Origin of the sequence: Gelidibacter salicanalis, from assembly GCF_007997285.1 — a bacterium.
In the GTDB taxonomy this organism is placed as follows: domain Bacteria; phylum Bacteroidota; class Bacteroidia; order Flavobacteriales; family Flavobacteriaceae; genus Gelidibacter; species Gelidibacter salicanalis.
Genome location: NZ_VORX01000005.1, coordinates 90,062 through 115,987, shown reverse-complemented (window position 1 = coordinate 115,987; position 25,926 = coordinate 90,062). Strand labels below are relative to the sequence as shown.

At 39.0% G+C, this 25,926-nt stretch carries 23 protein-coding genes; 18 read left to right on the top strand and 5 right to left on the bottom strand.

What is annotated here, in order from left to right; all coding sequences use genetic code 11:
* Positions 1–20: 20 nt before the first annotated feature.
* From ES711_RS11525 to ES711_RS11495, 7 genes are all read left to right on the top strand, one after another.
* Entirely contained in the window at positions 21–2,417 is a 2,397-nt protein-coding gene (locus tag ES711_RS11525; RefSeq protein WP_146893462.1) for a multicopper oxidase domain-containing protein, read from the top strand.
* A 41-nt stretch (positions 2,418–2,458) separates the two neighbouring features.
* A complete protein-coding gene (locus ES711_RS11520) occupies positions 2,459–2,845 on the top strand; it encodes a DUF302 domain-containing protein (protein WP_146893461.1) in 387 nt (128 codons plus the stop codon).
* 54 nt (positions 2,846–2,899) lie between these two features.
* Positions 2,900–3,487, top strand: coding sequence for a DUF3347 domain-containing protein (locus tag ES711_RS11515; protein WP_146893460.1), 588 nt, complete (start codon positions 2,900–2,902; stop codon positions 3,485–3,487).
* Entirely contained in the window at positions 3,488–3,943 is a 456-nt protein-coding gene (locus ES711_RS11510) for a heme-binding domain-containing protein (RefSeq protein WP_146893459.1), read from the top strand.
* Positions 3,944–4,139: 196 nt separating this feature from the next.
* Entirely contained in the window at positions 4,140–7,097 is a 2,958-nt protein-coding gene (locus ES711_RS11505) for a heavy metal translocating P-type ATPase (protein ID WP_146893458.1), read from the top strand.
* A 19-nt stretch (positions 7,098–7,116) separates the two neighbouring features.
* Positions 7,117–7,608: a DUF305 domain-containing protein gene (locus tag ES711_RS11500; protein ID WP_146893457.1), complete on the top strand. Its 492-nt coding sequence runs from the start codon at positions 7,117–7,119 to the stop codon at positions 7,606–7,608.
* Positions 7,609–7,726: 118 nt separating this feature from the next.
* The gene (locus ES711_RS11495) at positions 7,727–9,460 is read left to right on the top strand and encodes an efflux RND transporter periplasmic adaptor subunit (protein WP_146893456.1); all 1,734 of its coding nucleotides are present in this window, start codon (positions 7,727–7,729) and stop codon (positions 9,458–9,460) included.
* Between the two features lie 134 nt (positions 9,461–9,594).
* Here ES711_RS11495 and ES711_RS11490 read toward each other — a convergent pair whose 3' ends face one another.
* On the bottom strand, positions 9,595–11,694 hold the full coding sequence (locus tag ES711_RS11490; RefSeq protein ID WP_146893455.1) for an amino acid carrier protein: 2,100 nt from the start codon (positions 11,692–11,694) through the stop codon (positions 9,595–9,597).
* A 384-nt stretch (positions 11,695–12,078) separates the two neighbouring features.
* Here ES711_RS11490 and ES711_RS11485 point away from each other — a divergent pair, with 384 nt between their 5' ends.
* Entirely contained in the window at positions 12,079–12,387 is a 309-nt protein-coding gene (locus tag ES711_RS11485; RefSeq protein WP_146893454.1) for a hypothetical protein, read from the top strand.
* Positions 12,388–12,425: 38 nt separating this feature from the next.
* Positions 12,426–12,788 carry a nuclear transport factor 2 family protein gene (locus ES711_RS11480; protein ID WP_146893453.1) on the top strand — a complete coding sequence of 121 codons (363 nt, stop codon included), beginning with the start codon at positions 12,426–12,428 and terminating at the stop codon, positions 12,786–12,788.
* A 126-nt stretch (positions 12,789–12,914) separates the two neighbouring features.
* On the opposite strand, the gene ES711_RS11475 is transcribed toward ES711_RS11480, so the two are convergent.
* Positions 12,915–13,769, bottom strand: a complete 855-nt coding sequence (locus ES711_RS11475) for a hypothetical protein (protein WP_146893452.1) — start codon at positions 13,767–13,769, stop codon at positions 12,915–12,917.
* Between the two features lie 288 nt (positions 13,770–14,057).
* Entirely contained in the window at positions 14,058–14,507 is a 450-nt protein-coding gene (locus tag ES711_RS11470; RefSeq protein WP_146893451.1) for a lipocalin family protein, read from the bottom strand.
* A gap of 430 nt (positions 14,508–14,937) precedes the next feature.
* On the opposite strand from ES711_RS11470, the gene ES711_RS11465 reads away from it, so the two are divergent.
* The 9 genes from ES711_RS11465 (at position 14,938) to ES711_RS11425 (ending at position 24,261) form a co-directional block, all read left to right on the top strand.
* A complete protein-coding gene (locus ES711_RS11465) occupies positions 14,938–15,762 on the top strand; it encodes an alpha/beta hydrolase (protein WP_146893450.1) in 825 nt (274 codons plus the stop codon).
* A 193-nt stretch (positions 15,763–15,955) separates the two neighbouring features.
* A complete protein-coding gene (locus tag ES711_RS11460; RefSeq protein WP_146893449.1) occupies positions 15,956–16,432 on the top strand; it encodes an SGNH/GDSL hydrolase family protein in 477 nt (158 codons plus the stop codon).
* A 314-nt stretch (positions 16,433–16,746) separates the two neighbouring features.
* Positions 16,747–17,196 (top strand): hypothetical protein, encoded by a 450-nt coding sequence (locus tag ES711_RS11455; RefSeq protein ID WP_146893448.1) that lies wholly within the window; start codon positions 16,747–16,749, stop codon positions 17,194–17,196.
* A 308-nt stretch (positions 17,197–17,504) separates the two neighbouring features.
* On the top strand, positions 17,505–17,717 hold the full coding sequence (locus ES711_RS11450; protein WP_146893447.1) for a hypothetical protein: 213 nt from the start codon (positions 17,505–17,507) through the stop codon (positions 17,715–17,717).
* Between the two features lie 10 nt (positions 17,718–17,727).
* A complete protein-coding gene (locus ES711_RS11445) occupies positions 17,728–18,255 on the top strand; it encodes a hypothetical protein (protein ID WP_146893446.1) in 528 nt (175 codons plus the stop codon).
* A 352-nt stretch (positions 18,256–18,607) separates the two neighbouring features.
* Positions 18,608–20,068: an FAD-dependent oxidoreductase gene (locus ES711_RS11440; protein ID WP_146893445.1), complete on the top strand. Its 1,461-nt coding sequence runs from the start codon at positions 18,608–18,610 to the stop codon at positions 20,066–20,068.
* A gap of 127 nt (positions 20,069–20,195) precedes the next feature.
* Positions 20,196–21,947: an N-acyl-D-amino-acid deacylase family protein gene (locus tag ES711_RS11435; protein WP_146893444.1), complete on the top strand. Its 1,752-nt coding sequence runs from the start codon at positions 20,196–20,198 to the stop codon at positions 21,945–21,947.
* A 165-nt stretch (positions 21,948–22,112) separates the two neighbouring features.
* A complete protein-coding gene (locus tag ES711_RS11430; protein WP_146893443.1) occupies positions 22,113–23,180 on the top strand; it encodes a glycosyltransferase family 9 protein in 1,068 nt (355 codons plus the stop codon).
* Between the two features lie 127 nt (positions 23,181–23,307).
* The gene (locus ES711_RS11425) at positions 23,308–24,261 is read left to right on the top strand and encodes a tRNA dihydrouridine synthase (RefSeq protein ID WP_146893442.1); all 954 of its coding nucleotides are present in this window, start codon (positions 23,308–23,310) and stop codon (positions 24,259–24,261) included.
* A 13-nt stretch (positions 24,262–24,274) separates the two neighbouring features.
* Here the strand turns inward: ES711_RS11425 and ES711_RS11420 are convergent, their stop codons facing one another.
* Together ES711_RS11420 and ES711_RS11415 are read right to left on the bottom strand one after the other, a co-directional pair.
* Positions 24,275–25,198 carry a DUF302 domain-containing protein gene (locus ES711_RS11420; protein ID WP_146893441.1) on the bottom strand — a complete coding sequence of 308 codons (924 nt, stop codon included), beginning with the start codon at positions 25,196–25,198 and terminating at the stop codon, positions 24,275–24,277.
* Between the two features lie 281 nt (positions 25,199–25,479).
* Positions 25,480–25,914 carry a DsrE family protein gene (locus ES711_RS11415; RefSeq protein WP_146893440.1) on the bottom strand — a complete coding sequence of 145 codons (435 nt, stop codon included), beginning with the start codon at positions 25,912–25,914 and terminating at the stop codon, positions 25,480–25,482.
* Positions 25,915–25,926: the final 12 nt, after the last annotated feature.

Here is a 25,926-nt window from a genome sequence, read left to right as displayed (position 1 = left end):
ATTTTGAAAAAATTAATCTTATGAGAACATTAAATCTAGTATTTATTCTCACGCTTTTGGGGCTGAATAGCACAGTTGCGCAACAGCTTGAAGGTAATGTTGATAATTTGCCAGTACAAGAACACAGGCTGACCATTAGGGAAGCTATGGTTTCTAAAACTGGTAAAGTAGTTAAAGCAATGACGGTTAACGGAACTATTCCAGGGCCAACCCTTGAATTTACTGAAGGTGAATATGCAGTGATTTACGTAACAAATGAGATGAGTGTAGAAACGTCCATTCATTGGCACGGCTTACTGTTACCCAATTTTATGGACGGCGTGCCTTATTTAACCACGCCACCCATTAAGCCAGGAACCACCTTTAAATATGAGTTTCCATTGCGACAGTCCGGCACCTATTGGTACCATTCGCATACTATGTTACAGGAGCAAAGCGGTGTGTTCGGATCTCTATTAATTCATCCAAAGGAAAAAACATTAGACTATACTACTGATTTAGTCGTGATGCTTTCTGATTGGACTAATGAGCAACCTAAAGATGTGATGCGTAATTTAAAACGCGGCAATGAATGGTACCAAATGAAAAAAGGCACCGCTACACCCTTAAATCAGGTAATTGCTCGCGGTGCCTTTGGAGCGCAACTCAACTTTTGGAAACAGCGTATGGAAGGTGCTGATATAGCAGATGTGTATTACCCCGCATTTTTAATCAATGGTGAAACTTCTATGGAGTATCCAGATTTTAAGCCGGGAGAAAAGGTGCGTTTACGAATCATAAATGGCTCTGCCTCATCTCAATTTTGGATGACTTTTGGTGGCGAAGCGCCACTATTAGTGTCTGCGGATGGTTTGGATGTGGTTCCTGTGGCACGGTCTAAATCGTTCATTGCAACGGCAGAGACTTACGATTTTATCATCACCATTCCTGAAAATGGTAAGGTTGAATTTAAGGCCATGGCACAAGATGGTTCTGGCACAACAACAGCATATTTTGGAGCGGGCAAACTGCTTCCCGCGGAAACTTTGAGTCCACCAAATAAAATAAGAATGATGCAAGACATGGCAAAGATGGATATGAAGATGGGCGCCCATGCTATAAAATTCCAACCTAAAAAAGATGAGCGTCATGAAATGAAAGAAGAATACGGGATGACAATGGATCATGGCAGCATGGCAATGCCAAAAGTTGATAAAAAGACAGCACCAATGGACCATTCAAAAATGGCTCACGACACAATGATAAAGTCGAAGGACTCATCAAGCGCCAAAAAAATGGATCATTCTAAAATGAACCACGACAACATGGAGATGCCTAAAGATTCTGCCACCACCAAGAATATGGACCATGCCCAACCTAAAGAAAATCATTTCAGAATAGCTATGGACGGTATGGACAAGGCGCCTCAATACACTTACGACTATTTGAAATCGGCTGAAAAAACCACCTATGATGCCAACCTTCCCGTAAAAGAAATTTTGTTAAATCTGACCGGGAATATGCAACGCTATATTTGGAGTATGAACGGGGTCCCGTTAAGCGAGGCCGATAATATAAAGATAAATAGTAATGAGGTCACCCGCATCACTTTCAATAACCTGACCATGATGCATCATCCCATGCATCTTCACGGTCATTTTTTCAGGGTTATCAATAAAAATGGCGACTATTCACCTCTAAAGCATACGGTCAATGTGCCGCCAATGGAAGAAGTAACCATCGAATTTAGTGGCAATGATGGTGATGAAAACGGCGATTGGTTTTTTCACTGTCATATCCTTTACCATATGATGAGCGGTATGGCGCGTATTGTGAGTTATGATACATCTCGCGACCCAAGGATGGAACAACACCCAGTAACACATTTAATTAATGAGGCGGATCAATATTATACCTGGTCCCTTCTAGATGTGGCTACACATATGTCCGAATTAAATTTTGTGACTTCAAACCTCCGTAATCAATTTAACGTGTCAGCGGAATATGGTTGGAATGAAAATTTAGAAGCCGAAGTAACCTATGAGCGTTATTTACATGATTATTTCCGAGTTTTTGTTGGGGTCAATGTTGAAAATGAATTAGAGGACAGTTTGGAAGAAATCAATACCACGGCTATTGCAGGGATCCGATTTTTAACTCCATACTTATTCAACTTGGATGTGCGAATGGACAGCAAACTTAGACCACAAATCAGTTTGAGCCGAGAACTATTACTATTCCCAAGAACTGCCATTTTTGGAAATTATGAATATCAAGCAGATTTTGGTTGGGTAGACCAATTGCCAACAGGTGAAAATTTCGACAATGAAGTCACTTGGAATGCCGGCATAGAATATTACCTATCGCGAGATTTTTCACTTACTGCCAGTTATGATAACCGTTTTGGCGCTGGTGGTGGACTATCTATCAGGTTTTGATGAAAATTAAATAGAATTATTCACCATTAAATTTTAACCCTATGAATTATTATTTTAGTAAAACCGTCAAAGGAACTTTTGAAGAAGTTATCGACAAAGTCACAAAAGGCTTAAAGGAAGAAGGTTTTGGCATTCTCACGGAAATAGATATAAAGGAAACCCTCAAGAAAAAACTCGATGTAGATTTTAAAAACTATAAAATCTTAGGTGCATGCAACCCTCCATTTGCTCATAAAGCTTTGGTGGCAGAAGATAAGATTGGGACGATGTTACCGTGCAATGTCATTGTTCAAGAAATAGAGCCAGGTGTAATGGAGGTTGCGGCTGTAAATCCGATGGCCTCTATGCAAGCAGTAGAAAATGAAGAACTTCATGAAATTGCTTCCCAAATAACAGCACTGCTTGAAGCTATTATTGCTAAATTATAAGAATATCAACTAGTAATCAATTATAAATTAAAACAACCCTTAAACAATTAACAAATGAAAACAATTAAAAGAAGTATTGGATCCGTAGCTCTTGCCGCAACATTCATGTTAACCGTATCATGTAAAGATGCAAGCAAAACTGAAGCCACTACAACTAGTGAACCTACTACTGAAAACACCGTAGCATCACAAGAATCGGTAACAACGTCTGATAAACAAGATGCCAAAGCCGAGGTTATTTTAAAGGATTATTTTAACTTAAAGGATGCATTGGTAGGTGATGATGGTGAAAAAGCGAAAGAATTTGGAGCTACTTTGACAAATTCGTTAAAAGCTTTTGAGGTTTCAAATTATTCGGCTGACGAGCAATCTGAACTAAAAGACATTATTGAGGATGCCACTGAACACGCAGAACATATTGCAGAAAGTGATATTAAACACCAACGTGAGCATTTCAAAACCTTAAGCAAAGACATCACGGATATGGTGGCTATTACAGGTACAAAAATGACTTTATATGAGCAGTTTTGCCCTATGTACGATCGTGGGTCTGCATGGTTAAGCACTAAGGAAGAAATTAGAAATCCTTACCATGGGAGCGCAATGTTAAAATGTGGTTCAGTTCAGCGTACAATTAACTAAATGAAGGTTATTAAAATCATAGCAGGGATAGCTCTCTTTCTATTGGTAGCGATTCAATTTTTCCCTACAGATAGAAATGAGAGCTATACTGTACTTTCATCTGATTTTATGTTGGTGAATACCGTGCCAACTGACATTCAGAAGAAATTGAAAGCGTCCTGTTATGATTGTCATAGTAACCTTACAGCATACCCTTGGTACAATAAAGTTCAGCCCATTGCTTGGTTTTTGGAAGACCATGTTAAAGAAGGCAAGGCTGAACTTAATTTTAATGAATGGGACACCTATTCTGACAGAAGAAAAAAAAGTAAGCTACGCTCAATAATCAAACAAATTGAAAATGATGAAATGCCTTTAAAAAGCTACACGTATCTTCATAGGGATGCCATACTGTCTCAAGAGGATGCTAATATCATCATCAATTTCATGAATCATTTGAAGGATAGCTTACAATAAGCTTTTAATAGAGAGAAAGCGGCAACAAATAGCTTTTAATGCCCTTTCTCTCATTTAAGCAGACCTTTATTAGTGATTTAGAAATATTAGAAAAAAGGTCACCAATCAAACACTTTGGAGGTCGAGTATATTGATTACTAATAGAAACCCATTATGGTTTTTTGAAACGCTTAGTTCACAACTCTAATTAGAAAAAATGAAACACACATATCACATACAAGGAATGACCTGCAATGGCTGTAGAAGTCATGTTGAACAAACACTTTCTAAAGTGGATGGCGTTACGAATGCTGTAGTAGATTTAGATAAAGCGGAAGCTACCGTTGAAATGGTTTCTCACATTCCACTAGAAAAATTACAACAAGCGCTCGAAGATGATGGTGGTAATTACAGTATTCATATGCCAAAGCATAGTGAGAAAAATACAATGACCCATACCTACCAGATTCAAGGAATGACCTGCAATGGTTGTAGAAATCATGTTGAACAAACACTTTCCAAAGTAGACGGGGTTACGAAAGCTGCTGTAGATTTAGAAAAAGCAGAAGCTACTATTGATATGGCCTCGCATATTTCTCTAGAAACGTTTCAAAAGGCACTCCAAGACGATGGTGGTAATTATAGTATTCATATGCCAAAGGTTGATGATAAGGGAGATATGGTCACCACCTATCAAATTCAAGGCATGACCTGCAACGGATGCCGTAGCCATGTAGAGCAAATATTATCAAAAGTGGACGGGGTTTCCAATGCTGTTGTCGATTTAGAAAAAGCGGAAGCCACCATTACCATGACGGCTCATATCCCGTTAAAAACCTTTCAAAAAGCATTAAAGGATGATGGTGACAGTTATAGCATTCACCCTCTAGGCACAAAACCGACTGAAAAGTCTGCTACCAAAGCCCCAATAAATGGCAACGGCACCTTTTACTGTCCGATGCATTGTGAAGGTGATAAAACCTACGACAAACCTGGCGATTGCCCCGTATGTGGAATGGATTTAGTGGAAGAGCAAAATCTTACTGCAGTGACTACCCAACAATGGACTTGCCCAATGCACCCTGAAGTTATTAAGGATGAAGCTGGCGCCTGCCCTATTTGTGGTATGGATCTCGTGCCCATGGAACCCGATTTGTCTTCTGAAGAAAAGACCTATAAAAAATTATTGAAGAAGTTTTGGATAGCCGTGGCATTCACGCTACCCATTTTCTTTATCGCCATGAGCGAAATGATTCCAAACAATCCGCTGTATGAGGTGATGGATCAAAAAATGTGGAATTGGGTACAATTCGGATTATCGATTCCGGTGGTATTTTATGCTACATGGATGTTCTTTGAACGTGCCTATCGCAGTATCAAAACCTGGAACCTCAACATGTTTACCCTCATTGGCATTGGTGCCGGTGTGGCGTGGCTTTTTAGTGTGTTTGGAATGTTAGTTCCTGATTTCTTCCCTGAACAGTTTAAAACAGAATTTGGTGCGGTACACGTTTATTTTGAAGCCGCCACTGTGATTCTCACCTTGGTGTTAATGGGTCAAGTTTTGGAAGCTCGTGCGCATAGTAAAACAAATTCTGCGGTCAAGGAATTATTAAAACTCGCCCCAAATAAGGCAGTGCGTGTTGTTGATGGTGTTGAAGAAGAAGTCTCCATTGATCAGATTGAAAAAGGCGATATTTTACGCGTTAAACCCGGTGATAAAATCCCTGTAGATGGCGTGGTTACTGAAGGAGAAACTACGGTAGATGAATCGATGATTTCCGGCGAACCGATTCCGGTAAATAAAGCCATAGATGATAAGGTGAGTAGTGGCACCATAAATGGCAATCAGTCATTTTTAATGAAAGCCGAAAAAGTGGGGAGCGAGACCTTGCTTTCCCAAATAATACATATGGTTAACGATGCGAGTCGCAGTCGCGCACCAATTCAGAAATTAGCCGATACCGTTTCCGGATATTTTGTGCCGGTGGTTGTGATCATCTCTATTATTACGTTTTTTGTGTGGGTACTCTGGGGGCCAGAGCCAGCCTATGTGTACGGTTTGGTTAATGCCATAGCGGTATTAATTATTGCCTGCCCATGTGCTTTAGGATTGGCCACACCAATGTCCGTTATGGTAGGTGTTGGTAAAGGTGCGCAAAATGGTGTGCTGATAAAAAATGCCGAAGCTCTAGAAAAAATGGACAAGGTGGACACCTTAATCGTTGATAAAACCGGTACGATTACAGAAGGCAAACCTACCGTAGAAAAGATGGGCTCATTTGGTGCTGGACTGTCCGAAATGGATGTTGCGCATCGTATCGCATCCTTGAATAGCTCTAGCGAGCATCCGCTTGCGGAAGCTACCGTTAAATACGCTAAAGAACAAAAGGTAAGCATTTCAAAAACTGACAAGTTTAGCGCGGTCACCGGAAAAGGTGTAGAAGGCACAGTAAATGGTGAAAAATTAGATTTAGGAAATGCCAAAATGATGGCCCACGCCAATGCGACAATCGCTCCAAAAATGGAAGCAGAAGCACAAGCGTTCCAAAAACAAGGAAAAACCGTCTCGTACTTGGCGATAGACGGCAAGGTTTCTGGCTATGTAGTGATTAGCGATAAAATTAAACCAACCAGCGCGAAAGCCATTAAAGAACTACAAGACAAAGGCATTGCGGTAATTATGCTTACGGGCGATAACCATGACACGGCACAAGCGGTAGCAACGGAATTGAATCTCACCAATTTTATGGCAGGCATGCTACCAGAAGACAAGTTGAAGGAAGTTACCAAACTGCAGCAACAAGGCAAAGTAGTAGCCATGGCCGGCGACGGTATAAATGATGCGCCTGCCCTTGCAAAAAGCGATGTGGGTATTGCGATGGGCACAGGTACCGATGTGGCTATAGAAAGTGCGATGATTACCTTGGTTAAAGGTGATTTACACGGCATCGTTAAGGCACGGAATTTAAGTCACGCCGTGATGCGAAACATCAAGCAAAACCTGTTTTTTGCTTTGATTTACAATACCCTGGGGGTTCCAGTAGCCGCCGGCGTTTTATTCCCGTTTTTTGGAATACTATTATCGCCAATGATTGCGGCATTGGCTATGAGTTTTAGTTCTGTGTCCGTCATCGGAAACGCACTGAGACTACGCTCAAAATCAATTAATTAATCACTAAAACCTTAAGGAAATGGAAAATCAAAACAAAATGGAGGACCAAAACATGAAGAAAAATCAATACACCAAATTTGTAGGCATGCTAGTAGCCTCGTTTTTAGCGATGTACATCACGATGTATTTAAACACTTACGCTTTTGACCATGTTTATTTTAGCTTAACCCGTTTTTATATGTCGTGTTTGGGTATTTCTGCCATGGCTATCATTATGTTCGTTGCCATGCGAAATATGTATCAAAATAAGAAGAAGAATATGGCTATCATATTTGGGAGCATCGCCCTATTTATTGGCGCCTTAAGTTTGGTGCGCGCACAAGCACCAATTATTGGGGACGTGTTATGGATGAAAGCGATGATTCCGCATCATTCCATTGCCATTCTGACTAGTGAACGGGCTGACATTAAAGATCCTGAAGTCAAACAATTGGCTGAGGATATCATCAAAGCTCAGAGAAAAGAAATTGAAGAGATGAAACAAATGATAAAAAGATTAGAAACAAAATAATTTTAATTTGGGCGCTCAGGCGGGCTGTTCGCTACAATCTTTTTGCTCGTACCTCACAAAAAGGATTTCCACTACCATCCCTAGCGCAGGGTGTTAAATTTATTGACATTTAGAAATTATGAATAAAAATATCGCATATATACTACTCGCAGTAGCTGGAGGCATTTTAGTTGGCTGGCTCATTTTTGGCAATAACAACGCAGCATCCAAAAATGCCGCTGACCAACATGATCACGTTGGTGAAACTGCAGCTCAACTATGGACCTGCTCCATGCACCCGCAAATTATGCAGCCAGCACCTGGCGATTGCCCGTTATGTGGCATGGATCTTATACCTGCCGAATCTGGCGCTGATGGTCTTGCCCTGAACGAGATTAAAATGTCCGAAAATGCAATGGCCTTGGCAAATATTCAAACAACAGTTATCGGGAGTGCAGTTGCTGAAGATGCTACCGACGGCATGATTTCACTATCCGGAAAAATTGCGATTAACGAAGAAAACAAGTCCGTGCAATCTAGCTATTTTGATGGGCGTATTGAACGTTTGAATGTGAGTTATGAAGGGCAACAAATAAATAGAGGGCAATTACTAGCGACCATTTATGCACCTAACTTGGTTGCCGCACAACAGGAATTGATTACCACGGCGTCATTAAAAGCGTCACAACCTGCGTTATACAACGCTGTTCGGAATAAATTAAAAAATTGGAAATTGACCGAAAAACAAATCGACGCGATTGAAACATCTGGTAAAGTGTTGGAGAATTTTCCAATCTATGCCACTGTTTCTGGTACCGTTTCAGAAGTTATGGCTAGAGAAGGTGATTTTGTGAAGCAAGGACAGCCCATTCTTAAAGTGAGTAATTTAAACTCCGTGTGGGCACAATTTGATGCCTATGAAAGCCAGATTTCAAATTTAAAGGAAGGTCAAAAAATTAAGGTGGTTGCCAACGCGTATCCTAATAAAGAATTTGATGCTACCGTGTCTTTTATTGACCCTATGTTGAGTAATGCGACACGTACGGTTACGGTTAGAGCAACGCTCAAAAACTCGGACGACTTGTTTAAACCTGGAATGTTTGTTACAGGAAAAATTAAAGGTGCATCCACAATGAGCAGCGAGATGTTAACCATTCCTGCAAGTGCGGTCATGTGGACTGGTGAGCGCTCATTGGTCTATGTGAAGACCGACCCGAATGCACCGGTTTTTGAAATGCGTGAGGTGACTATTGGCACTCGAAATGGCACCCAATATACCATTACAAAAGGTTTGAACAACGGCGATGAAATTGTGACCAACGGAACGTTTACCGTAGATTCTGCAGCACAATTGCAAGGCAAAAATTCGATGATGAATAAAGGGAAGGAAAAACACGCTCAGGTGCCGCTTTCGGAGATGAAAATTGAGTTGTCAGAAAAATTCCAAAAAGAATTTATGAACATTATCAATCCCTATCTTCAAATGAAAGATGCTTTTGTAGCGAGTGATGCCAAACAGGTCTCAGCCCACGCTAAAACGACGTTGAAAGCGCTTAAAGCTTTAAATATAGAAGATTTAGGACAGATGGAAAAAGCCCATATGATTAAGAGTATTGAAATGGTTGAGGTCATTTCTAAGAATGAAAATTTGGATAATCAACGAGAACATTTCGTCATCTTGAATGAAAATTTAGTGCCCATAGCGATCAACGTCAAAATGTTGGACGCAGCACTTTATGTTCAAAAATGCCCAATGGCCAATAACGATAAAGGTGCCGTTTGGTTGAGCAAAGAAGAAGGGGTTAGAAATCCATATTATGGCGACCAAATGATGACCTGCGGAAGTGTGATTGAGACCGTAAGTAAGCGATAACATCATTAATATTATAATCTTTAAGGACGTTACGCAATCATCATAAATCAAATAAAAACCCGACAGAAACATCTCAAATGTTGGCGTCGGGTTTTTTAGTTATAATCAACCAGCACTATAATGAGCGTGGGTCATCAATCGTCTGTTTTGATAAATTTCGGATTGACATAAAGTTTTCCTTCTTTTAATTTTTTCCAGTATACCTTCATATCAGCGTTAATTTCAGGCGCCATAATATACAAGCCTATAATATTTGGAAAGGACATGGCGAGAATCATCATATCGGCAAAACTCAACACGGCACCCAAACTCACGGACGCCCCTAATACGACAAACAACAAATACAAAACTTTATACACCAATTCCAGTTTTTTACTTCTTCCAAAAAGGTAGCTCCAAGAACGCATCCCGTAATAGGACCAAGATACCATGGTAGAAAATGCAAATAAGAAAACGGCGACGGCCAATACGGAAGGGAACCAAGACACCACACTACCAAAAGCATCGGCCGTAAGCTCTACGCCTCCCAGACCGCTGCTGGTTTCGTGCATTCCGGTAAAAATAAGTACCAAAGCGGTCATGGTACACACCAACATGGTATCAATAAATGGTTCCACTAAAGAGGTAAATCCGTCAGCAACAGGATGATTTGTTTTGGCTGCACTGTGGGCAATAGCCGCTGAACCAACGCCCGCTTCACTAGAAAATGCCGCTCGCTGCAAGCCTATAATCAACACGCCAATAAAGCCTCCTTTTAAGGCTTCCGCAGAAAAAGCACCATCAACAATCGCCATAAAAGCACCACCAATAAACTCGAAGTGATACCCAATGACCACCAAACATCCCACCACATAAAAAATGGCCATTACGGGAACTACTTTGGCAGTTACTTTAGCAATACTTTTGATGCCGCCAATAATCACAGCGCCTACTAATAATGCAAATCCGACACCGAACCAAAATCCGTGGCCTTGTAAAAATGGAAGCTCTTCAGAAACAATTTTAAACGCCTGATTGGATTGTAGCATATTGCCGCCTCCAAACGATGCGCCTACACCAAGTACAGCAAAAAATATAGCTAAGAATTTTCCTAATTTCTTAAGATTTCTTTTTTCGAGACCATAGCGCAGATAGTTCATCGGTCCACCGAAAATCCTACCGTCCTCATCAATAATACGGTATTTCACACCTAAGGTACACTCGGCAAATTTTAGTGACATTCCGAAAAATCCAGCGAGAAACATCCAAAAGGTTGCTCCTGCACCACCTAGAGAAATCGCAACGGCAACACCTGCAATATTTCCTAAACCAACGGTAGCCGATACAGCAGTAGCCATAGCTTGAAAATGTGTTATGGTTCCTGGCGCGTTAGGATCGTCATACTTCCCTCGTGCCAAATCTAGCGAATGTTTAAAACCGCGGATATTGACAAATTTCAATCGCAGCGTAAAGAAGATACTTCCTAAAATAAGCCAGATGACAATAAAAGGAATGTTTTTCGTCTTCACAACGCCATTAGGATGTAATAAAGGTTGCGGCGTATCAAAATTAATTTTCGCAACAAGAGGCGATTTAAAAGAACCTGTTTCCGGTTTTCTAGATACCATATCTCCTTCGGTAGCGACATGCTCCAATGCACCATCTGCAGTGGCATAAATTGAAATTTCTTTGTTGGCCTGGCTTTCCAATATGGCAATTTTATCGCCTACCTTTACGCGACTTCCATCGGAAACCAACCATTTCTTAAAATTATATTTCTGATCAGAAGTGACGTCTTTGGCCAATAAGGGCAAATTACGATGTGAGGCATATACAACAGGATCATAGAGTCCGACCGTTGCAAAAACATCCCAAAAGAGTACAGCACCTAGAACATCTACGGCAGGCTGCACTTTACTATTAAATATTTCCGTGATGGATTCCGCGGGAATTTTAAAGGTTTTGGAGACTTTAGTTCCGTTAGCGTCACTGACTGTCACGGTATGTGCCATGCCTTCAATTAACCCAACAGATTCGGCATCATCTAAAGGCGTATTGATATTACTCCATTTGTATTGATAAGGTGCAACCCCACCGGTCACCGCAACTTTTGCTACCCCGTCATTAATTTCCGAGGACGGATTGTGCAACGCTATAGTAACCGACATGCCGTTGGACGACCCGTTTTGCGCACTAGAATTAGAAAAAGTAAAGAACAACAGTGCCACAAGGGCAAATAGCCTAGATTTTATCATCAAATAATTTAAAAGTTTTAGATATATATACGGATTATCACAATAGTAACAATAATTGGAGGCTCTCCCAAGCCAATCCGCGTGTTTTTTGAAATTCCACGAAGATTCCAAATGCAAACTTTAATACCTAAACACCTGATTTATTGACGATTCAACACTATCACCCCTAAAACTTATATAATATCTCCATAATTGGGTATCGACAGTTTTGATTTGGCAAAAATCGATTTGAATATTGCCCGTGCCCTAGTTGCTCTCCATTATGGACAATTACTCAAGATAAAAATATTACTAGGCACATCTAAATCATTGCATTTATGTTAAATTAGATGTCTTAATCAATCAACAGGCTTAACAACTAAGCTGAATTAAGCCATACTATTTATGAAGACTTGCCCTAATTGTAAATCAGACGTAGACGCTCATTTTGAACTGTGCTGGAACTGTAATTACAGTTTTATAGAACAACGTGTCATGACCACAGAAGAACTCACCAAAACCACCCTTACCCGAGATATTCAGTGTTTAAGATGCGAAACGCCTATGGAAGATTCAGGACGTTTCAAATTTCATGAAGGCGATCGCATAGGGTTTTATGGCAGCATCTTTGAGCTCTTTCAAAACAGAGAAGCCTTCGATGTGTACCATTGTAAAAATTGTGGCAAAGTGGAGTTCTTTCTGCCTATAGATTAACTCATTGAGCAACATATATTTAAATACGAACTATTCTTATGACAAAACAAGAAATCGCCAAATCCTTTCTAATGTTGGCCGGCACCGGGAAGGTTACTGAAGCGTTTGATAAGCATGTTGCCGTTGATTTTACTCATCATAATCAATATTTTGAAGGCACTAGGGACGCTTTACAAAACGCCATGACGGATGCACACCAAACGAGTCCTAATAAGTCCATCACCATTAAATACAGTTATAGAGATCAGGATACCGTCATTACACATGCGCTCGTCACCAAAGAGGACATGGAAATTGCGGTAGTCCATATCATCAGATTTAATGGAGACAAAATTGTAGAATTATGGGATTTAGGGCAGGTAATTGCTAAAGATTCCCCTAATCAATATGGATTGTTTTAATAAAACTGCGTTTTATTTCATTCGGTGCTATAGTTTTCTAAACCTTAATTTTACCTGACAGAAAATTAAAAAGGAAGCAGCGTATTTCTTAACGGTACTTCCTTTCATTGTTAGTGATAAATTCTCTTAACGTGTCACAAAATCGCTTAAAGTGATATAAATATTCCCTGTTTTTTCGTCGTGGAAAATGTTATATTTCGTTGGGTAATTATTTCCAGGTTCTTCGAATTTTTGCGGTTGTGAGTAAGCACCACTAAAGGAATCGCCTGACAATAAATATGCTACGGTCGCCATCGGTTCAATAAAATTATTCATTTGGGCATACGTGCCCAAAATCATAACATGGGTAAATGGACTATATCCAGTTCGCCAATCTGCAGGAACCCAATGTTTTCCCATCTTTCCATAAACACCTCCTTGTCCAGGGAATTTAAAATAATCAGTAGGCATTTTATCCATATCAGGAAAATAATTGAATGCATCTACGATATCCTGATTGCTACCATCATAATCTGGTATAAGCAACCGTTGTTCATTTGTAATGGTGTAAAAATGAAAATCGAAATGTTCATCCCAAAATACGGGACCGTGACCTTCGGGTTGGAAGTTTAGTCCCAAATGTTCAAATGGCGTGAGTTCTTTCGCTTTTTTATGCAATGGTAATACGACGGTCATCTCATGACCTTCATGCAAAAGCGTTAAATCGTTAAAAACTTTAGAGGTGAGCTCAATTCCTATTTCCTCAGGAAAACCGGCACTGTTGACGCTAATCCATGAACGGGCTTTACCGCTTCCATACTGAACTTCTGGTCCTTTAAAGACATTAATAACATTAGAGCTCCTATTAGCGAGATAGTCGTTTGCTTTTTCATTTGCAACGACATCATTAGAAAGTGCATCTTCATTTTGGCTACATGCAAATACACCAAAGAGAAGTACAACTATTAAACACTTTCTGAATAGTTTGAAATGTGTTTTCATAATATTAAATTTTAAGAATTAATAAATTCGATTAAATGAATGACTAGAGTGCAAGCATTTTAATTTAATCGACTGATTTTGATTGGAGAAATATATCCTTGGGGAAGTATTCAATGTAGGAAAGCAGATATCTATTGTTTAAAACTTTAAATACTCATAAAATCGAAGAAGGACAGTTGCTTGTGCATAGAAAACTGCAATAAATAGATTTACATGACCAAAGCGGGCAAGTTTCAATCAGCTTCACTGGATAAAATGTCACTGTTGTTAAAATGAAGAAATTTTTAATTAATTAGAGTCTAGAACCCTTTCATAATAGTAAAACACTTGTGTTGGGCCGTAGAGTGAGTTTATAAAATCCCAATCGTATTTTAAAACTAATTCTGTTGCAGTTACATTTATGAGATAGATATTATCGTAAACATAGATTTTGAATCGATTTTCTTCAATCAATTCCCATTTAGCCATTTCTGAAAACAACGTACACTTGCCATCATATTTAAAATAACTATTCTCGAAAACAACACCGTCATTATTAAACTGTAAAAAGCTGAAGCCACAACTATTATGTTCGAAATCTTGATAATTATGATATTTTATTGTGCCATCATTTTTTGCATCTATGCCTAATTTTACGATTCTCCATCTACCAATTATTAAGTTTGAAGGAAAACTTTCTATTGACATATCAATATAAGTATCAGAATCAACATCACCGTCTAAAAATCCATAATACACATGTAATGTGTTACCGTCATTTTTTACACCTGGGATTACCGCCGGAAACTACAGGCGATTGGGGCAAATTGGGTGTATTAGTTGTACATGAAACCAATACTATAAACTTAGTACAGCTATTGGTAATTTAAGCAGATTTACCATGTTAAATACAATTTTAATTACCTGACTTAAAGGTAGTTAAAATAGCAATCCGCGAATTATTACTGCTCCTATATTTTTAAACTTTAACACAGAAACAGAATTAACTGACAACAATCCGGATGATTGAGAAACCACTACAAACCGAATGCTTCATACATACTGATTTCCTAATATAGGACCATTAATTACTGATTTATGAAAATTCTCGTAGATTTATCAAATGCGTTTGTAATTACTACATTTAGCATTTTTATCAAATCGTACTTATAATAACCCATCATAGCACATGAAACTAAAATTACTATTCCTTCTTTTTACACTTACCACGTTCATTGCTCAAGCGGCAAAAGTTGATACCGTAATGGTGGTGAGTACGTCCATGAATAAAATGATTCCCACTGTGGTTATAACCCCGGATGCTTATTCCTCCGAAAACAAAAGTTTCCCTGTAGTGTATGTACTGCATGGCGCTGGCGGCACGTATGCCAATTGGATAACAAGAGTTCCGGAGTTGAAAACATATGCGGACACCTATAACCTAATTATTGTGTGCCCAGACGGCGGAGGTACAAGTTGGTATTTTGATAGCCCGGTAGATGACAGCATGACGTATGAAACCTATATTTCTAAAGAACTAGTGCCTGCTGTAGACTCTACATACAGAACCATCGCAAACAAATCTGGAAGAGCCATTACGGGTTTAAGTATGGGCGGCCATGGTGCATTTTATTTAGCGTTTAAACATCAAGACATTTGGGGCGCTGCGGGCAGTATGAGTGGCGGGTTGGATCTCCGTCCGTTTCCGAATAACTGGGATCTCAATAAACGATTGGGAGATTATGCTGACCATAAGGAAAACTGGGAGGAGAATTCCGTGATTAATATGGTTTACAAATTGAAAATAGACAGTTTAAAACTCATTTTTGATTGCGGCATTAGTGATTTCTTTTACGATGCCAACAAGCGATTGCATGAAAAGTTATTGGAACGAAACATTCCTCATGACTATATTGAACGCCCAGGAAATCATAATTGGGACTATTGGGCGAATTCGATAAAATACCAACTGCTGTTTTTTAATGAGTATTTTAAATCTGTAGCAACGCCCTAAATTGATGATCAAAATTAACTCACCATACACTGTCGTTAATTCACGAAAATGAATACACTTTTCCTCATTTTATGCTTTTGTATTTTTTCAGCTTCAGAGACCTACAGTCAACACGATCAAGATCCTAAACCAACTAAGTATATTATTCGTTGGTAACAGTCTAACCTACACCAATAATTTGCCCAAACTGGTTATGAAATACGCCAAGCAGGAAGGTGTCAACCTTAGCTATCAAATGGTTACGTTTCCAAATTATGCGCTAGAAGACCATTGGAATGACGGCGAAATTCAAAAACTCATAGCACATACAACGTTCGATTTTATAATTTTACAGCAAGGCCCATCTTCTCAACCCGACGGACGCGAAATGCTTATTAATTATGGCAACAAGTTGGACAGTATCAGCCAAAGCAACCAGTCGAAACTTTGCTATTTTATGGTTTGGCCGTCCTTAAAGAACTACCACACCTTTGACGGGGTTATTAAAAATCACCAAGACGCTGCTGCCATTAACAATGCGATACTACTTCCTGTAGGTCAAGTTTGGAAGGCCCATTTTTACAGCACTAAAAATTTCCAATATTATGGTCCGGATGGGTTTCACCCCTCATTAGAAGGCAGTAAAACAGCGGCAAAAGTAATAGTTAATTCTTTACTTTTACACCACTAACCACCAACACATAGAATTTACTTGAATTATAAATAAACGCGTTAACATTTAATTATTCCCTCATAAATTCTGTATCTTTAAGTATCACAGAAAATCCAATCCAGTTATAATGGAATAGGACCTTTATTGTATCATTTCCTGATGCCATAATTGTAATTTACCAATCCAAAATACAGCACTTAAAAGCGTTTATTATTATTTTGGAATCTTTCTATTCACTAAGGTTCGTATAAATAGGATTTGTGTCCCTAGTGAAATTGTTCAGATTGTGGATTCACTTACACTAGCCATCCTTCCATCTTAAAACATACATCATGGCCAAAATTATATCAGTAGAATTACTCGAGATTCCAGATAAAATCACTGTTGGTTTGAACAATACAGATATCACTGTTCTGACTACAATTGATTTTCATGAAATGGATATCAAAGGAAATGTTGAATATTGCCTTCATCTCTTTGTGTATGATATTCATGGCAAAATTGATCCGCCGTTAATCATTTCAAATTGGGACGAGAGTTATGTCATTTCTATTCAATCCTCACTGGACAGAAGAGATGATTTTTTAGGGCAAACTAAAGTCATGTTTAAGGCTTGCGAACTTCAAATTGCCATTGTAACTCCCATGGTGTTGAAATTAGGCTCACTATCCCAAAAAGGTATTTACTTGACACGTCAATTAGAGATTTTTGCCACTGCAACACCAGCGGTTGGGCGTATTTCTAAATGGTCTATTCCTTATGAAACGCAAGTTTATCATTGAGTAAACGTCCTTCAGTTTAGTATTTATGCCGTTTTAGTTTATTTCATGACTGCGTTTACCTGTTTCGGTAGCATAAAAAGATTGCAATTGCTTTCTACACCCAATCACATAACATCATATCTTATTAGAAAACAAGTACATAAAAAGACTATTAAAAACCAACGAAGAAAATCGTAACTTAACATCACCTTAGTGCTCTACGGGTCAACACGCCGCAAATCGGCGATGGAAAAACGGTTTTGAGAATTGCTATGGCTTGGTGGAGACCAGAAACCACTTAAAAAACGGGTTTAATAAATTTTTATCACATGAAAAAAACACTTTATCTACTTCCCCTAATAGGCCTGCTGATGTCCTGTACAGGCGAAAAAAAGCAATCTAATGCCCCAGTTGAAGTCAATTATGAACAAACTGAGGCGTTAGAAGCATCTATAGATAATCTTGATGCCGCTATAGAGTCGTCAGAACTAGAAATAGAACAGACTCAAAAAGAAATAGATTCATTATTAGATAACCTATAATATTGTCGTCATGAAAAAAGCATTCTTAGTCGGCTTATCCTTATTTATTTTTAATACCTACAGTATTGCACAAGGACAAGGCAAAGGACATCAAAAGGAAAAATTTGAAAAGGTTCAGAATCAAGGAAAACACAAAGGTGAAAACGCAAAATCTAATGCGCATAAAAACTCAGAGCAATCTCATAATGGTGCTCAGGGTCATGCTTATGGTAAAAATAAAGAAGGTTTAGAAGGAAAAGAGTTTGGACAACAGCGTGCGTATGATGCAAAACGCACCGCCCAAGCACGAAAGATGTATGCCGACCAAATAATTAAAGGACATGTAGCTAAAATTCGCGATAATGAAGAACGCCTAAAAGTTGCTAAAGAAAGAGTTGAAAAGCAACGCAAAGACGGGCAGATCTCTGCTAAGATTGAAAAGGAAAAAATGGAGAAAATCAAGCAAGCAGAAGACAAAATTAAAAAGATGAAAGACCTTGTTGAGAAAAATAAAAAAGAAGTTAAAGACTTAGAGAAGCAACTCGATAAATTAGATTAGCTGCTTTAGCTCACATCGGATTGACATAAATGCTAGCACATATTATCTTCTTAGGTTGGATAAATATTTGCTAGCATTTTTTATTTTTAGTGCTCTTAATCTGAGTCCAGTTAATAAATCAGTTGTGCAATTACAACTGATACATCTATAAGACCATCTTTTTCAATCCTAGAGACATCACTGATATTTATTACACAAAACTGTTTGGTATGTTTTAAATTTGCTACCTAATCATGAGCATCGCACCCTAAACTTCAATTATCGGGCATATTGTTTAGTCCGATAAGACGATTTCAATAAGGTAAAATTCGTGTTATGAAAAACAACCATCATCAGATTTAAGACATAGATAATGAAAGAGAATAAAAATGAAAAGACAAGTTGGAAGTTATGTTCTGATTGCTATGGACAGGGCAAAAAGAGCAAAAGATTAAAAAAAGATGCCAAGCGTCGCTATCAAATAGCGCTCGATCATTATGAAAAGAACGGTAGCTCCGGCCCCGCACCAAAACGTCCGAAAGCTTCTCAAGTAAAGTGCACAACATGTGACGGCTCTGGCCTGATCGCTGCTGCTCTCCCTCCGCTTCCTGACCACAAAACCTACCCACACGTTGCCATTATTGGCGGTGGCATTGGTGGCGTTGCATTAGCAGTAGCCTGTTTACACCGCAGCATCCCCTTTACGCTCTTTGAGCGTGATGGCGGCTTTGACGCCCGATCTCAAGGTTACGGACTTACTTTACAACAAGCTAATAAAGCCATGAGCGGTTTGGGCATTTCGTCGCTAAATAAAGGTGTGATTTCCACAAGACATGTCGTCCATACAACGGATGGCACTATTGTAGGCGAATGGGGCATGCGTAAATGGACAGCGGCTGACACGAAGAAAGCACCAAAACACACCAATGTGCACATCGCCCGGCAAGAATTACGCTTAGCGCTGCTGGAGCAACTTGGTGGCTCTAATTTGGTGCGCTGGGGACATGATTTAGTCGCCTTGGAGAATAGCACTGGGAACGGTGTCCAGATGACCTTTCAAGTGGATGGGGACATCAAAACTACCAAAGCAGACCTTGTCGTGGGAGCTGATGGGATACGAAGTGCGGTACGGCGATTGTTGATTGGTAATGTTGATATGCCGTTGCGGTACCTAAACTGTATCGTCATCTTAGGAATATGCTCTCTGGAAACGCTCAACGGTTTTGAACACGATCTTCTGGATTCTGCAACAGTTTTTCAAACCGCCAATGGTCATGAACGTATTTACATGATGCCATACACCGCCAACACCGTAATGTGGCAATTGAGTTATCCCATGCATGAACAGGAGGCGAAAATATTAAGTGACACAGGTGTCAAGGCCCTCAAAGCTGAAGCCATAAAAAGAACCCACTGGCACGATCCGATTCCTCAAATTGTAGCGGCCACACCAGAATCTCATATTTCTGGTTATCCTGTATATGATCGCGAATTATTAAAGCCAGAACTATTGAAAAATAAAGGCTCCATAACACTTATTGGCGATGCCGCACACCCCATGAGTCCGTTTAAAGGCCAAGGTGCCAATCAGGCTTTATTAGACGCCTTGGCTTTAGCACGAAATATATCAAAAGAATGCAGGCCCTTTTCAGAATGGCAAACACAAGGCCTACGAAAAAGTATCATAACACAATTTGAGTCTGAAATGTTAGCACGTAGTGCTTCAAAAGTTAAAGATTCAGCCGCCGCCGCACAATTTTTGCATTCTGATATTGTCCTACATAAAGCAGATGAACCCAGAGGTCGCTGTTTAAAATATACTGCGGATTCGTGATTCCCAACGCAATTAGCATATGTTGGAGCTTCGCTGTAAAAATTTCAGATTAAGAATGATGGGGCGATCATAGAATAAAAAAAGTTGTGTATTTTTAACTCCATACACAATCCATTATCCTTTTTTTATGACTACCAAAAGACAAACTCTTATTAAAAATGGTTTATTTTTTTCAGGAGACAAAGATGAAAGCGCCATCATAACAGATATTTTAATTCTCGAAAATGGTCGGATAGGGAAAATTGGCAGCATTGAAGCCAATGCTGATGCTAAGATAATTGACGCAACAGGCAAATGGATTGTTCCTGGTTTTATTGATTCGCACACCCATTATGATGCTGAAGTCATTGCCTCTCCGGGACTCAAAGAATCGGCACGGCATGGTGTTACCTCCATAATTCTGGGCAGCTGTTCTGTGAGTGCTATTTATAATTCTCCCGAAGATGTTTCTGATTCATTTACACGGGTGGAGGCCATTCCGCGAGACATTATGCTCCCCTTGCTTGAACGTGTAAAAACTTGGAATACCGCTACAGAATGGAAAGCGTATATTAAAAGTTTACCGTTGGGCATCAATGTAGCGTCCTTTGTAGGCCATTCAGATTTACGCATGAAAGCTATGGGCATTGCACGTTCATTAAAAGATAATGAAATAGCCACTAAAAAAGAGCAGGAGGCCATGAACAAGATGCTGAATGAAGCTTTAGATGCCGGTTTTATCGGCTTATCGACCATGGACAATCCGTGGGATAAAATGGATGGTGACAGGTATTGGTCCCACAAAACTCCATCATTTTATTCATCATGGAAAGAACGTAAAGACCTCATAGAATTACTGCGGGAGAGGGATGCCATTTTACAAGGCGCACCAAATCTGGTTACCCGAGTGAATGCTCTTAATTATATGTTAGCGAGTTCAGGTGTATTTAGAAAGCCACTTAAAACTACCATGATTGCCATGATGGACCTTATTGGTGACCGTTATATTTTACCATTAATTTCTACTGCAAGTACCGCTATAAACAAAATTGCCAACGCCAATTTTAGAATGCAATCTCCTCCTGTGCCATTTACAGTATATTATGATGGCGTAGACTCAGTGATGTTTGAAGAATTTCCGAGTGGCGAAGCTATGAGACATTTGGCCAAAAAATTGGATGAGCGCAATGACATGATTAAGGATCCTGATTTCCGCATTTCTTTCAAAAAGGAAATCACTAATAAATTTGCCCCTAAAGTTTGGCATAAAGATTTGAGTAAAGCGATTATTTTAGAATCGCCAGACGAAAGCATGATAGGCAGAAATTTTTACGAGCTCGCCGAAGAGAAGAACGTACATCCGGTAGACTATTTCTTAGACGCCATTATTGATTATGACAAAAAAATTAGATGGACGACTACCATAGCCAATGACCGTGTAGAAAAATATGATCACATTTATAACCATCCCTACAATTTGATCAGTTTTTCAGATGCAGGAGCGCATTTAAATAATATGGCATTTTACAATTTTCCACTAAAAATGATAAAAGTTGTTCAAGAATCTATTGATAAAGGGCAGCCCATCATGAGCATGGAAAAATGCATTTGGCGATTGACCAAAGAGCAGACCGATTGGTTTGGCTTAGACTGCGGACATTTGACCGAAGGCAAAATTGCTGATTTGGTCATTATCGATCCCACTAAATTTGACGCCATTACGGAGACTGTAGAAATGGATCAGATTACAGAGTTTAATAATTACGAAAGATTGGTCAACAGAAATCCCGGCACTGTTTCTCGGGTGATGGTTGGCGGAAAAACCATTGTTGAAGCAGATCAATTTGTAACCGGTTATGCTACCACTACAACTTATGGACGGTTTTTAGAGAAAATTTAGAAACTTATGCCACAAAATGAATTATCATTTAAGCATTTTTTTTGAAATAAATTTTTGAGCGAATTATATTTTTTATTAATATTTGATTCTCCTAAAATTGATTACATTTAATTACCCCAAAACACCGTGAAATAAAATCCGACTATTGGAAAATTCTCCCATATCATGCCAGTATCTAAATACAATAATAAAAAAAGAAGCATCTTTAAATTCTTTACACGTTCTTTTAAAAACTCTAGCTATAGTGGACAATTGAACAAACTTCCTAAAGATGCGAAAATTAGGGTTTTAATCACCCGACCCAACCACCGGTTAGGCAATCAATTGCTCTTAACGCCTTTAATTCAGGAAATCAAGCAACAATTTCCCAATAGCACAATTGATTTGGTGCTCAACGGAACTCTATCTTCCGTACTTTTTTCCAACTTTACTTATGTGGAGACGGTATTTAATTTGCCAAAAAAACCTTTTAAACATGTTTCCGATTACCTGAAACAGTCGGCTAGATTACTTTTTAACCGTTACGATATTGCTATTGCGGGGTGCGAAGCCTCGAATTCCAGCAAAATTTATGTCAAATTATCGCGAGCACGGTTTAAAATTTATGATTCCAGCACACAGAGTTCAGACAAACCAACATACATCGCCAAATACCCAGTATACAATTTCAAAACATTTTTAAATCCAAGCCAAGATTTAAGCCGCTATGAGTATTCCAAGTTAGCGCTTAACCTGTCCAACGAAGAAATTGAAAATGGCCAGCAAATTCTTAAACGTCTATTTGCTAACGACAAAAAAACGATCTGCATATTTACCTTCGCTACTGGCGCCAAATGCCATTCAAAAGCGTGGTGGTCTGAATGTTACCAACTTTTAAAAACTGAATTTAAAGATTATAATATTCTAGAAATGTTGCCCATTGAAAATGTATCACAAATAGATTTTAAAAGCACGCATTTTTACAGCAAAGATCTCCGAGAGATTGCGGCCGTCATCGAAAATTCAGCAGTGTTTATAGGAGCCGATAGTGGGATGATGCATTTAGCGACGGCAACAAACACAACAACTCTCGGATTGTTTAATGTAACTAAGCAGGAGGTTTACGGACCTTATGGCGGCAGCAACCAAGCTATAGATACCAACAGGACGTCAGTTAAAGAACTCATTAAAATCGTCAGTGCTGCCCTACTTCAAACGTCACACCCTGATCCTGATGACCTAGCAGCTTCCTAATTCAGATAGCTATCAAATCCTTCGATGCTCATAACGTTCAATAACTCAAAATTTCCAGACGGAATTAAAAAACCCAGTTCAAAATCCATCGCGCATTTATTCTATCTTTGCGCAACTAAAATATACGATGGTTTTACTTTCATCACCTTTACAAGGATTTACAGATTTCAGATTTCGGAACGCATTTCAACAATACTTTGGCGGCATTGATACCTATTATGCGCCATACATTCGGCTGAATGGCAAGCTGAAAATTAAACAGTCTTACGAGAATGATTTATTACCGGAAAACAACAGCACACTTGAAGTAATTCCGCAAGTCATTACGAATGATGCCGAAGAATTTTTATTTGTTGCGAAATACGTGCAAAGTTTAGGGTATAAAGAATTGAATTGGAATCTTGGTTGCCCCTACCCGATGGTTACCAAATCGGGAATGGGCTCTGGATTGATTTGTAATCCTAACAAAATTGATGAGATATTACACAGGGCCCACAACGAAACTGATATTTTGGTCTCCATGAAAATGCGCATGGGCTATGAACATGCTGAAGAAATTCTCGATGCTTTTCCAATCCTAGATCGTTACCCACTTAAGAATATTGCCATTCATGCCAGAATTGGCAAACAACTTTACAAAGGTCCCGTAAACTTAGACGCTTTTGAAAAGTGCATCTCGAGCACTAAGCATAAGTTATATTATAATGGTGACATTACAAGTGTTGCCGCTTTTAAATCCATTGAAACCCGTTTTCCGAGCATTGATCATTATATGATTGGGCGTGGTTTAATTGCCGATCCGTTTTTACCCAATATGATTAAGAACAACACCACATCATATCCTCAAAACCGATGGGAAATTTTCTCAGAATTTCACGACACTATTTATCAACAATATGATGCCTATTTGTCTGGCCCTACGCCTATCAAAATGAAGATGTTAGGGTTTTGGGAATATTTTTCACAATCGACTTCTAATCCGCAAAAAACCTTAAAGGCCATTAAGAAAGCGGCAAATCCGGTAAAATACAGGAAAGCGGTAGCAGAAATTATAGCTACAGAATCAATTGCGCCTTATTAATTGCCACATCTTCTTAATTAGCATCGGCTGCGCCGTTTGAAAGTGTTTCTAATGCTTTGGTAATTTGTTCGAATTGTTCGGCATTGCCTTCTAATTGATATCTCGCTTTTAAAAACGCCGGATTATTATAGGAAATAAAAACCGTTCCGTCCGCACCTTGCCAAACCAACATCTTTTGAGGCAAATCTAAAGCAATCCCTCTAGAAGACTGCATTAGAGGCGTCCCCAATTTAGGATTTCCAAACATAATAACTTTAGTTGGCCGCAGTTTCATACTAACGCTTTGCGCGTTCTTTTGATGATCCAACTCAGCCATTATGCTTAAATTCCCATTCGCTTCAAGGCTCGATTTTAATTTAGTGTAGGTGGTTTCAAAATCATTGGAACTTTTAACACTGACCACCCCTTTGTGCAACCCGACATCCTGATCAGAGCTTTGTACTGGATGTGCATCCATTGCCGTGCCCACTAAATTCTGAAGAGCGTCAGAGATTTGAGAAAGACTTTCAACCTTGCCTATATCGTAACGTGACGCCAAGTATGGCGTACTATTATACAATGCAAAAACACTGCCCCGATCTTCGTAAAACAGTACTTTTAGCGGTAAATCTAATCCTGCTAATTGATTTTTCTGCATGAGGGGTGTGCCCAACTTAGGATTTCCAAATAAAATCACTTTAGTTGGTGGCAATTCCATTTGAACCGATACAGCATTTTTAGCATGATCAATTTCCTGGACAATCCCAATGTTTTCGTTCTTAGTAAGAGCCGCCTTTAAATTGGCGTAGGCCACATCTAATTTTGAGTCCGTTTTATAATAAACGACACCACTAACATTTGGTGGCTCAACAGCGTTCTCCTCATTTAGTTTAGGAGGGTCATCATTGCAAGAATTGAGTAATAGGGAAAAAGCAAAAAGCAAGGATAATCGTGTCATCGTTCTAGATTTTTTATTTAAGTTAAAGATCATTGGTAGCACTGAAACCATCCTTAACAGATGTTTAACGGAATTAAAGTTAATCTCATGCTGAGTAGTCCTCTTATTTAAGTACGGGGTCATAAGGAATTAGATAGCTACAATGGGGAACTTATATTGCTAAACAGGAAAGGCCAACTAGATGGTATAAAAAAGAAACCCAGAAATTAAAACTTTAAATTCCTGGGTGATGGGGTTCTTATTACTACGAACAATACTGCGTTCAAAAAGAATATTTTAGCTTATAAAGTAATAGTTTTATAGCCGCTCTCTTGCAATCCAAATATATAGATAAACCCATCCGGGGTAAATTCGATGGCACTATGATAATCGGATTTTTTCAATTGCATATGATTCATTGCTGCTTCACAAACCACCAATCGAATGCCTAATTTTTTACTCAGTTCTATAGTTTTAGTCAAACTTACATCAGTGACTATATCTTTGACGACTTGGCCCACTAAAACCACCTCAAAATCCATCTCAGGAGCATTGGCTTTAAGACTTTCCCCCGTTCTCACTGCAGCTTGAAAATAACGTGCATTAGACACCAATAAGGCATATTTTCCATCCTTTTTTACCGAATTTTCGCTTTCAATAACACTTGATGTTTGTGCATTTGTCGGTGTAAATACTGCGGATCCTACGACAACAAGGATCATTAAAAATAGTCTCATAGTTTTGTTTTA

Coding starts and splice junctions, on each gene's coding strand:
- ES711_RS11525 (WP_146893462.1), top strand. CDS start 21: ATGAGAACATTAAATCTAGTATTTATTCTCACGCTTTTGGGGCTGAAT.
- ES711_RS11520 (WP_146893461.1), top strand. CDS start 2,459: ATGAATTATTATTTTAGTAAAACCGTCAAAGGAACTTTTGAAGAAGTT.
- ES711_RS11515 (WP_146893460.1), top strand. CDS start 2,900: ATGAAAACAATTAAAAGAAGTATTGGATCCGTAGCTCTTGCCGCAACA.
- ES711_RS11510 (WP_146893459.1), top strand. CDS start 3,488: ATGAAGGTTATTAAAATCATAGCAGGGATAGCTCTCTTTCTATTGGTA.
- ES711_RS11505 (WP_146893458.1), top strand. CDS start 4,140: ATGAAACACACATATCACATACAAGGAATGACCTGCAATGGCTGTAGA.
- ES711_RS11500 (WP_146893457.1), top strand. CDS start 7,117: ATGGAAAATCAAAACAAAATGGAGGACCAAAACATGAAGAAAAATCAA.
- ES711_RS11495 (WP_146893456.1), top strand. CDS start 7,727: ATGAATAAAAATATCGCATATATACTACTCGCAGTAGCTGGAGGCATT.
- ES711_RS11490 (WP_146893455.1), bottom strand. CDS start 11,694: ATGATAAAATCTAGGCTATTTGCCCTTGTGGCACTGTTGTTCTTTACT.
- ES711_RS11485 (WP_146893454.1), top strand. CDS start 12,079: ATGAAGACTTGCCCTAATTGTAAATCAGACGTAGACGCTCATTTTGAA.
- ES711_RS11480 (WP_146893453.1), top strand. CDS start 12,426: ATGACAAAACAAGAAATCGCCAAATCCTTTCTAATGTTGGCCGGCACC.
- ES711_RS11475 (WP_146893452.1), bottom strand. CDS start 13,769: ATGAAAACACATTTCAAACTATTCAGAAAGTGTTTAATAGTTGTACTT.
- ES711_RS11465 (WP_146893450.1), top strand. CDS start 14,938: ATGAAACTAAAATTACTATTCCTTCTTTTTACACTTACCACGTTCATT.
- ES711_RS11460 (WP_146893449.1), top strand. CDS start 15,956: ATGAAATACGCCAAGCAGGAAGGTGTCAACCTTAGCTATCAAATGGTT.
- ES711_RS11455 (WP_146893448.1), top strand. CDS start 16,747: ATGGCCAAAATTATATCAGTAGAATTACTCGAGATTCCAGATAAAATC.
- ES711_RS11450 (WP_146893447.1), top strand. CDS start 17,505: ATGAAAAAAACACTTTATCTACTTCCCCTAATAGGCCTGCTGATGTCC.
- ES711_RS11445 (WP_146893446.1), top strand. CDS start 17,728: ATGAAAAAAGCATTCTTAGTCGGCTTATCCTTATTTATTTTTAATACC.
- ES711_RS11440 (WP_146893445.1), top strand. CDS start 18,608: ATGAAAGAGAATAAAAATGAAAAGACAAGTTGGAAGTTATGTTCTGAT.
- ES711_RS11435 (WP_146893444.1), top strand. CDS start 20,196: ATGACTACCAAAAGACAAACTCTTATTAAAAATGGTTTATTTTTTTCA.
- ES711_RS11430 (WP_146893443.1), top strand. CDS start 22,113: ATGCCAGTATCTAAATACAATAATAAAAAAAGAAGCATCTTTAAATTC.
- ES711_RS11425 (WP_146893442.1), top strand. CDS start 23,308: ATGGTTTTACTTTCATCACCTTTACAAGGATTTACAGATTTCAGATTT.
- ES711_RS11420 (WP_146893441.1), bottom strand. CDS start 25,198: ATGACACGATTATCCTTGCTTTTTGCTTTTTCCCTATTACTCAATTCT.
- ES711_RS11415 (WP_146893440.1), bottom strand. CDS start 25,914: ATGAGACTATTTTTAATGATCCTTGTTGTCGTAGGATCCGCAGTATTT.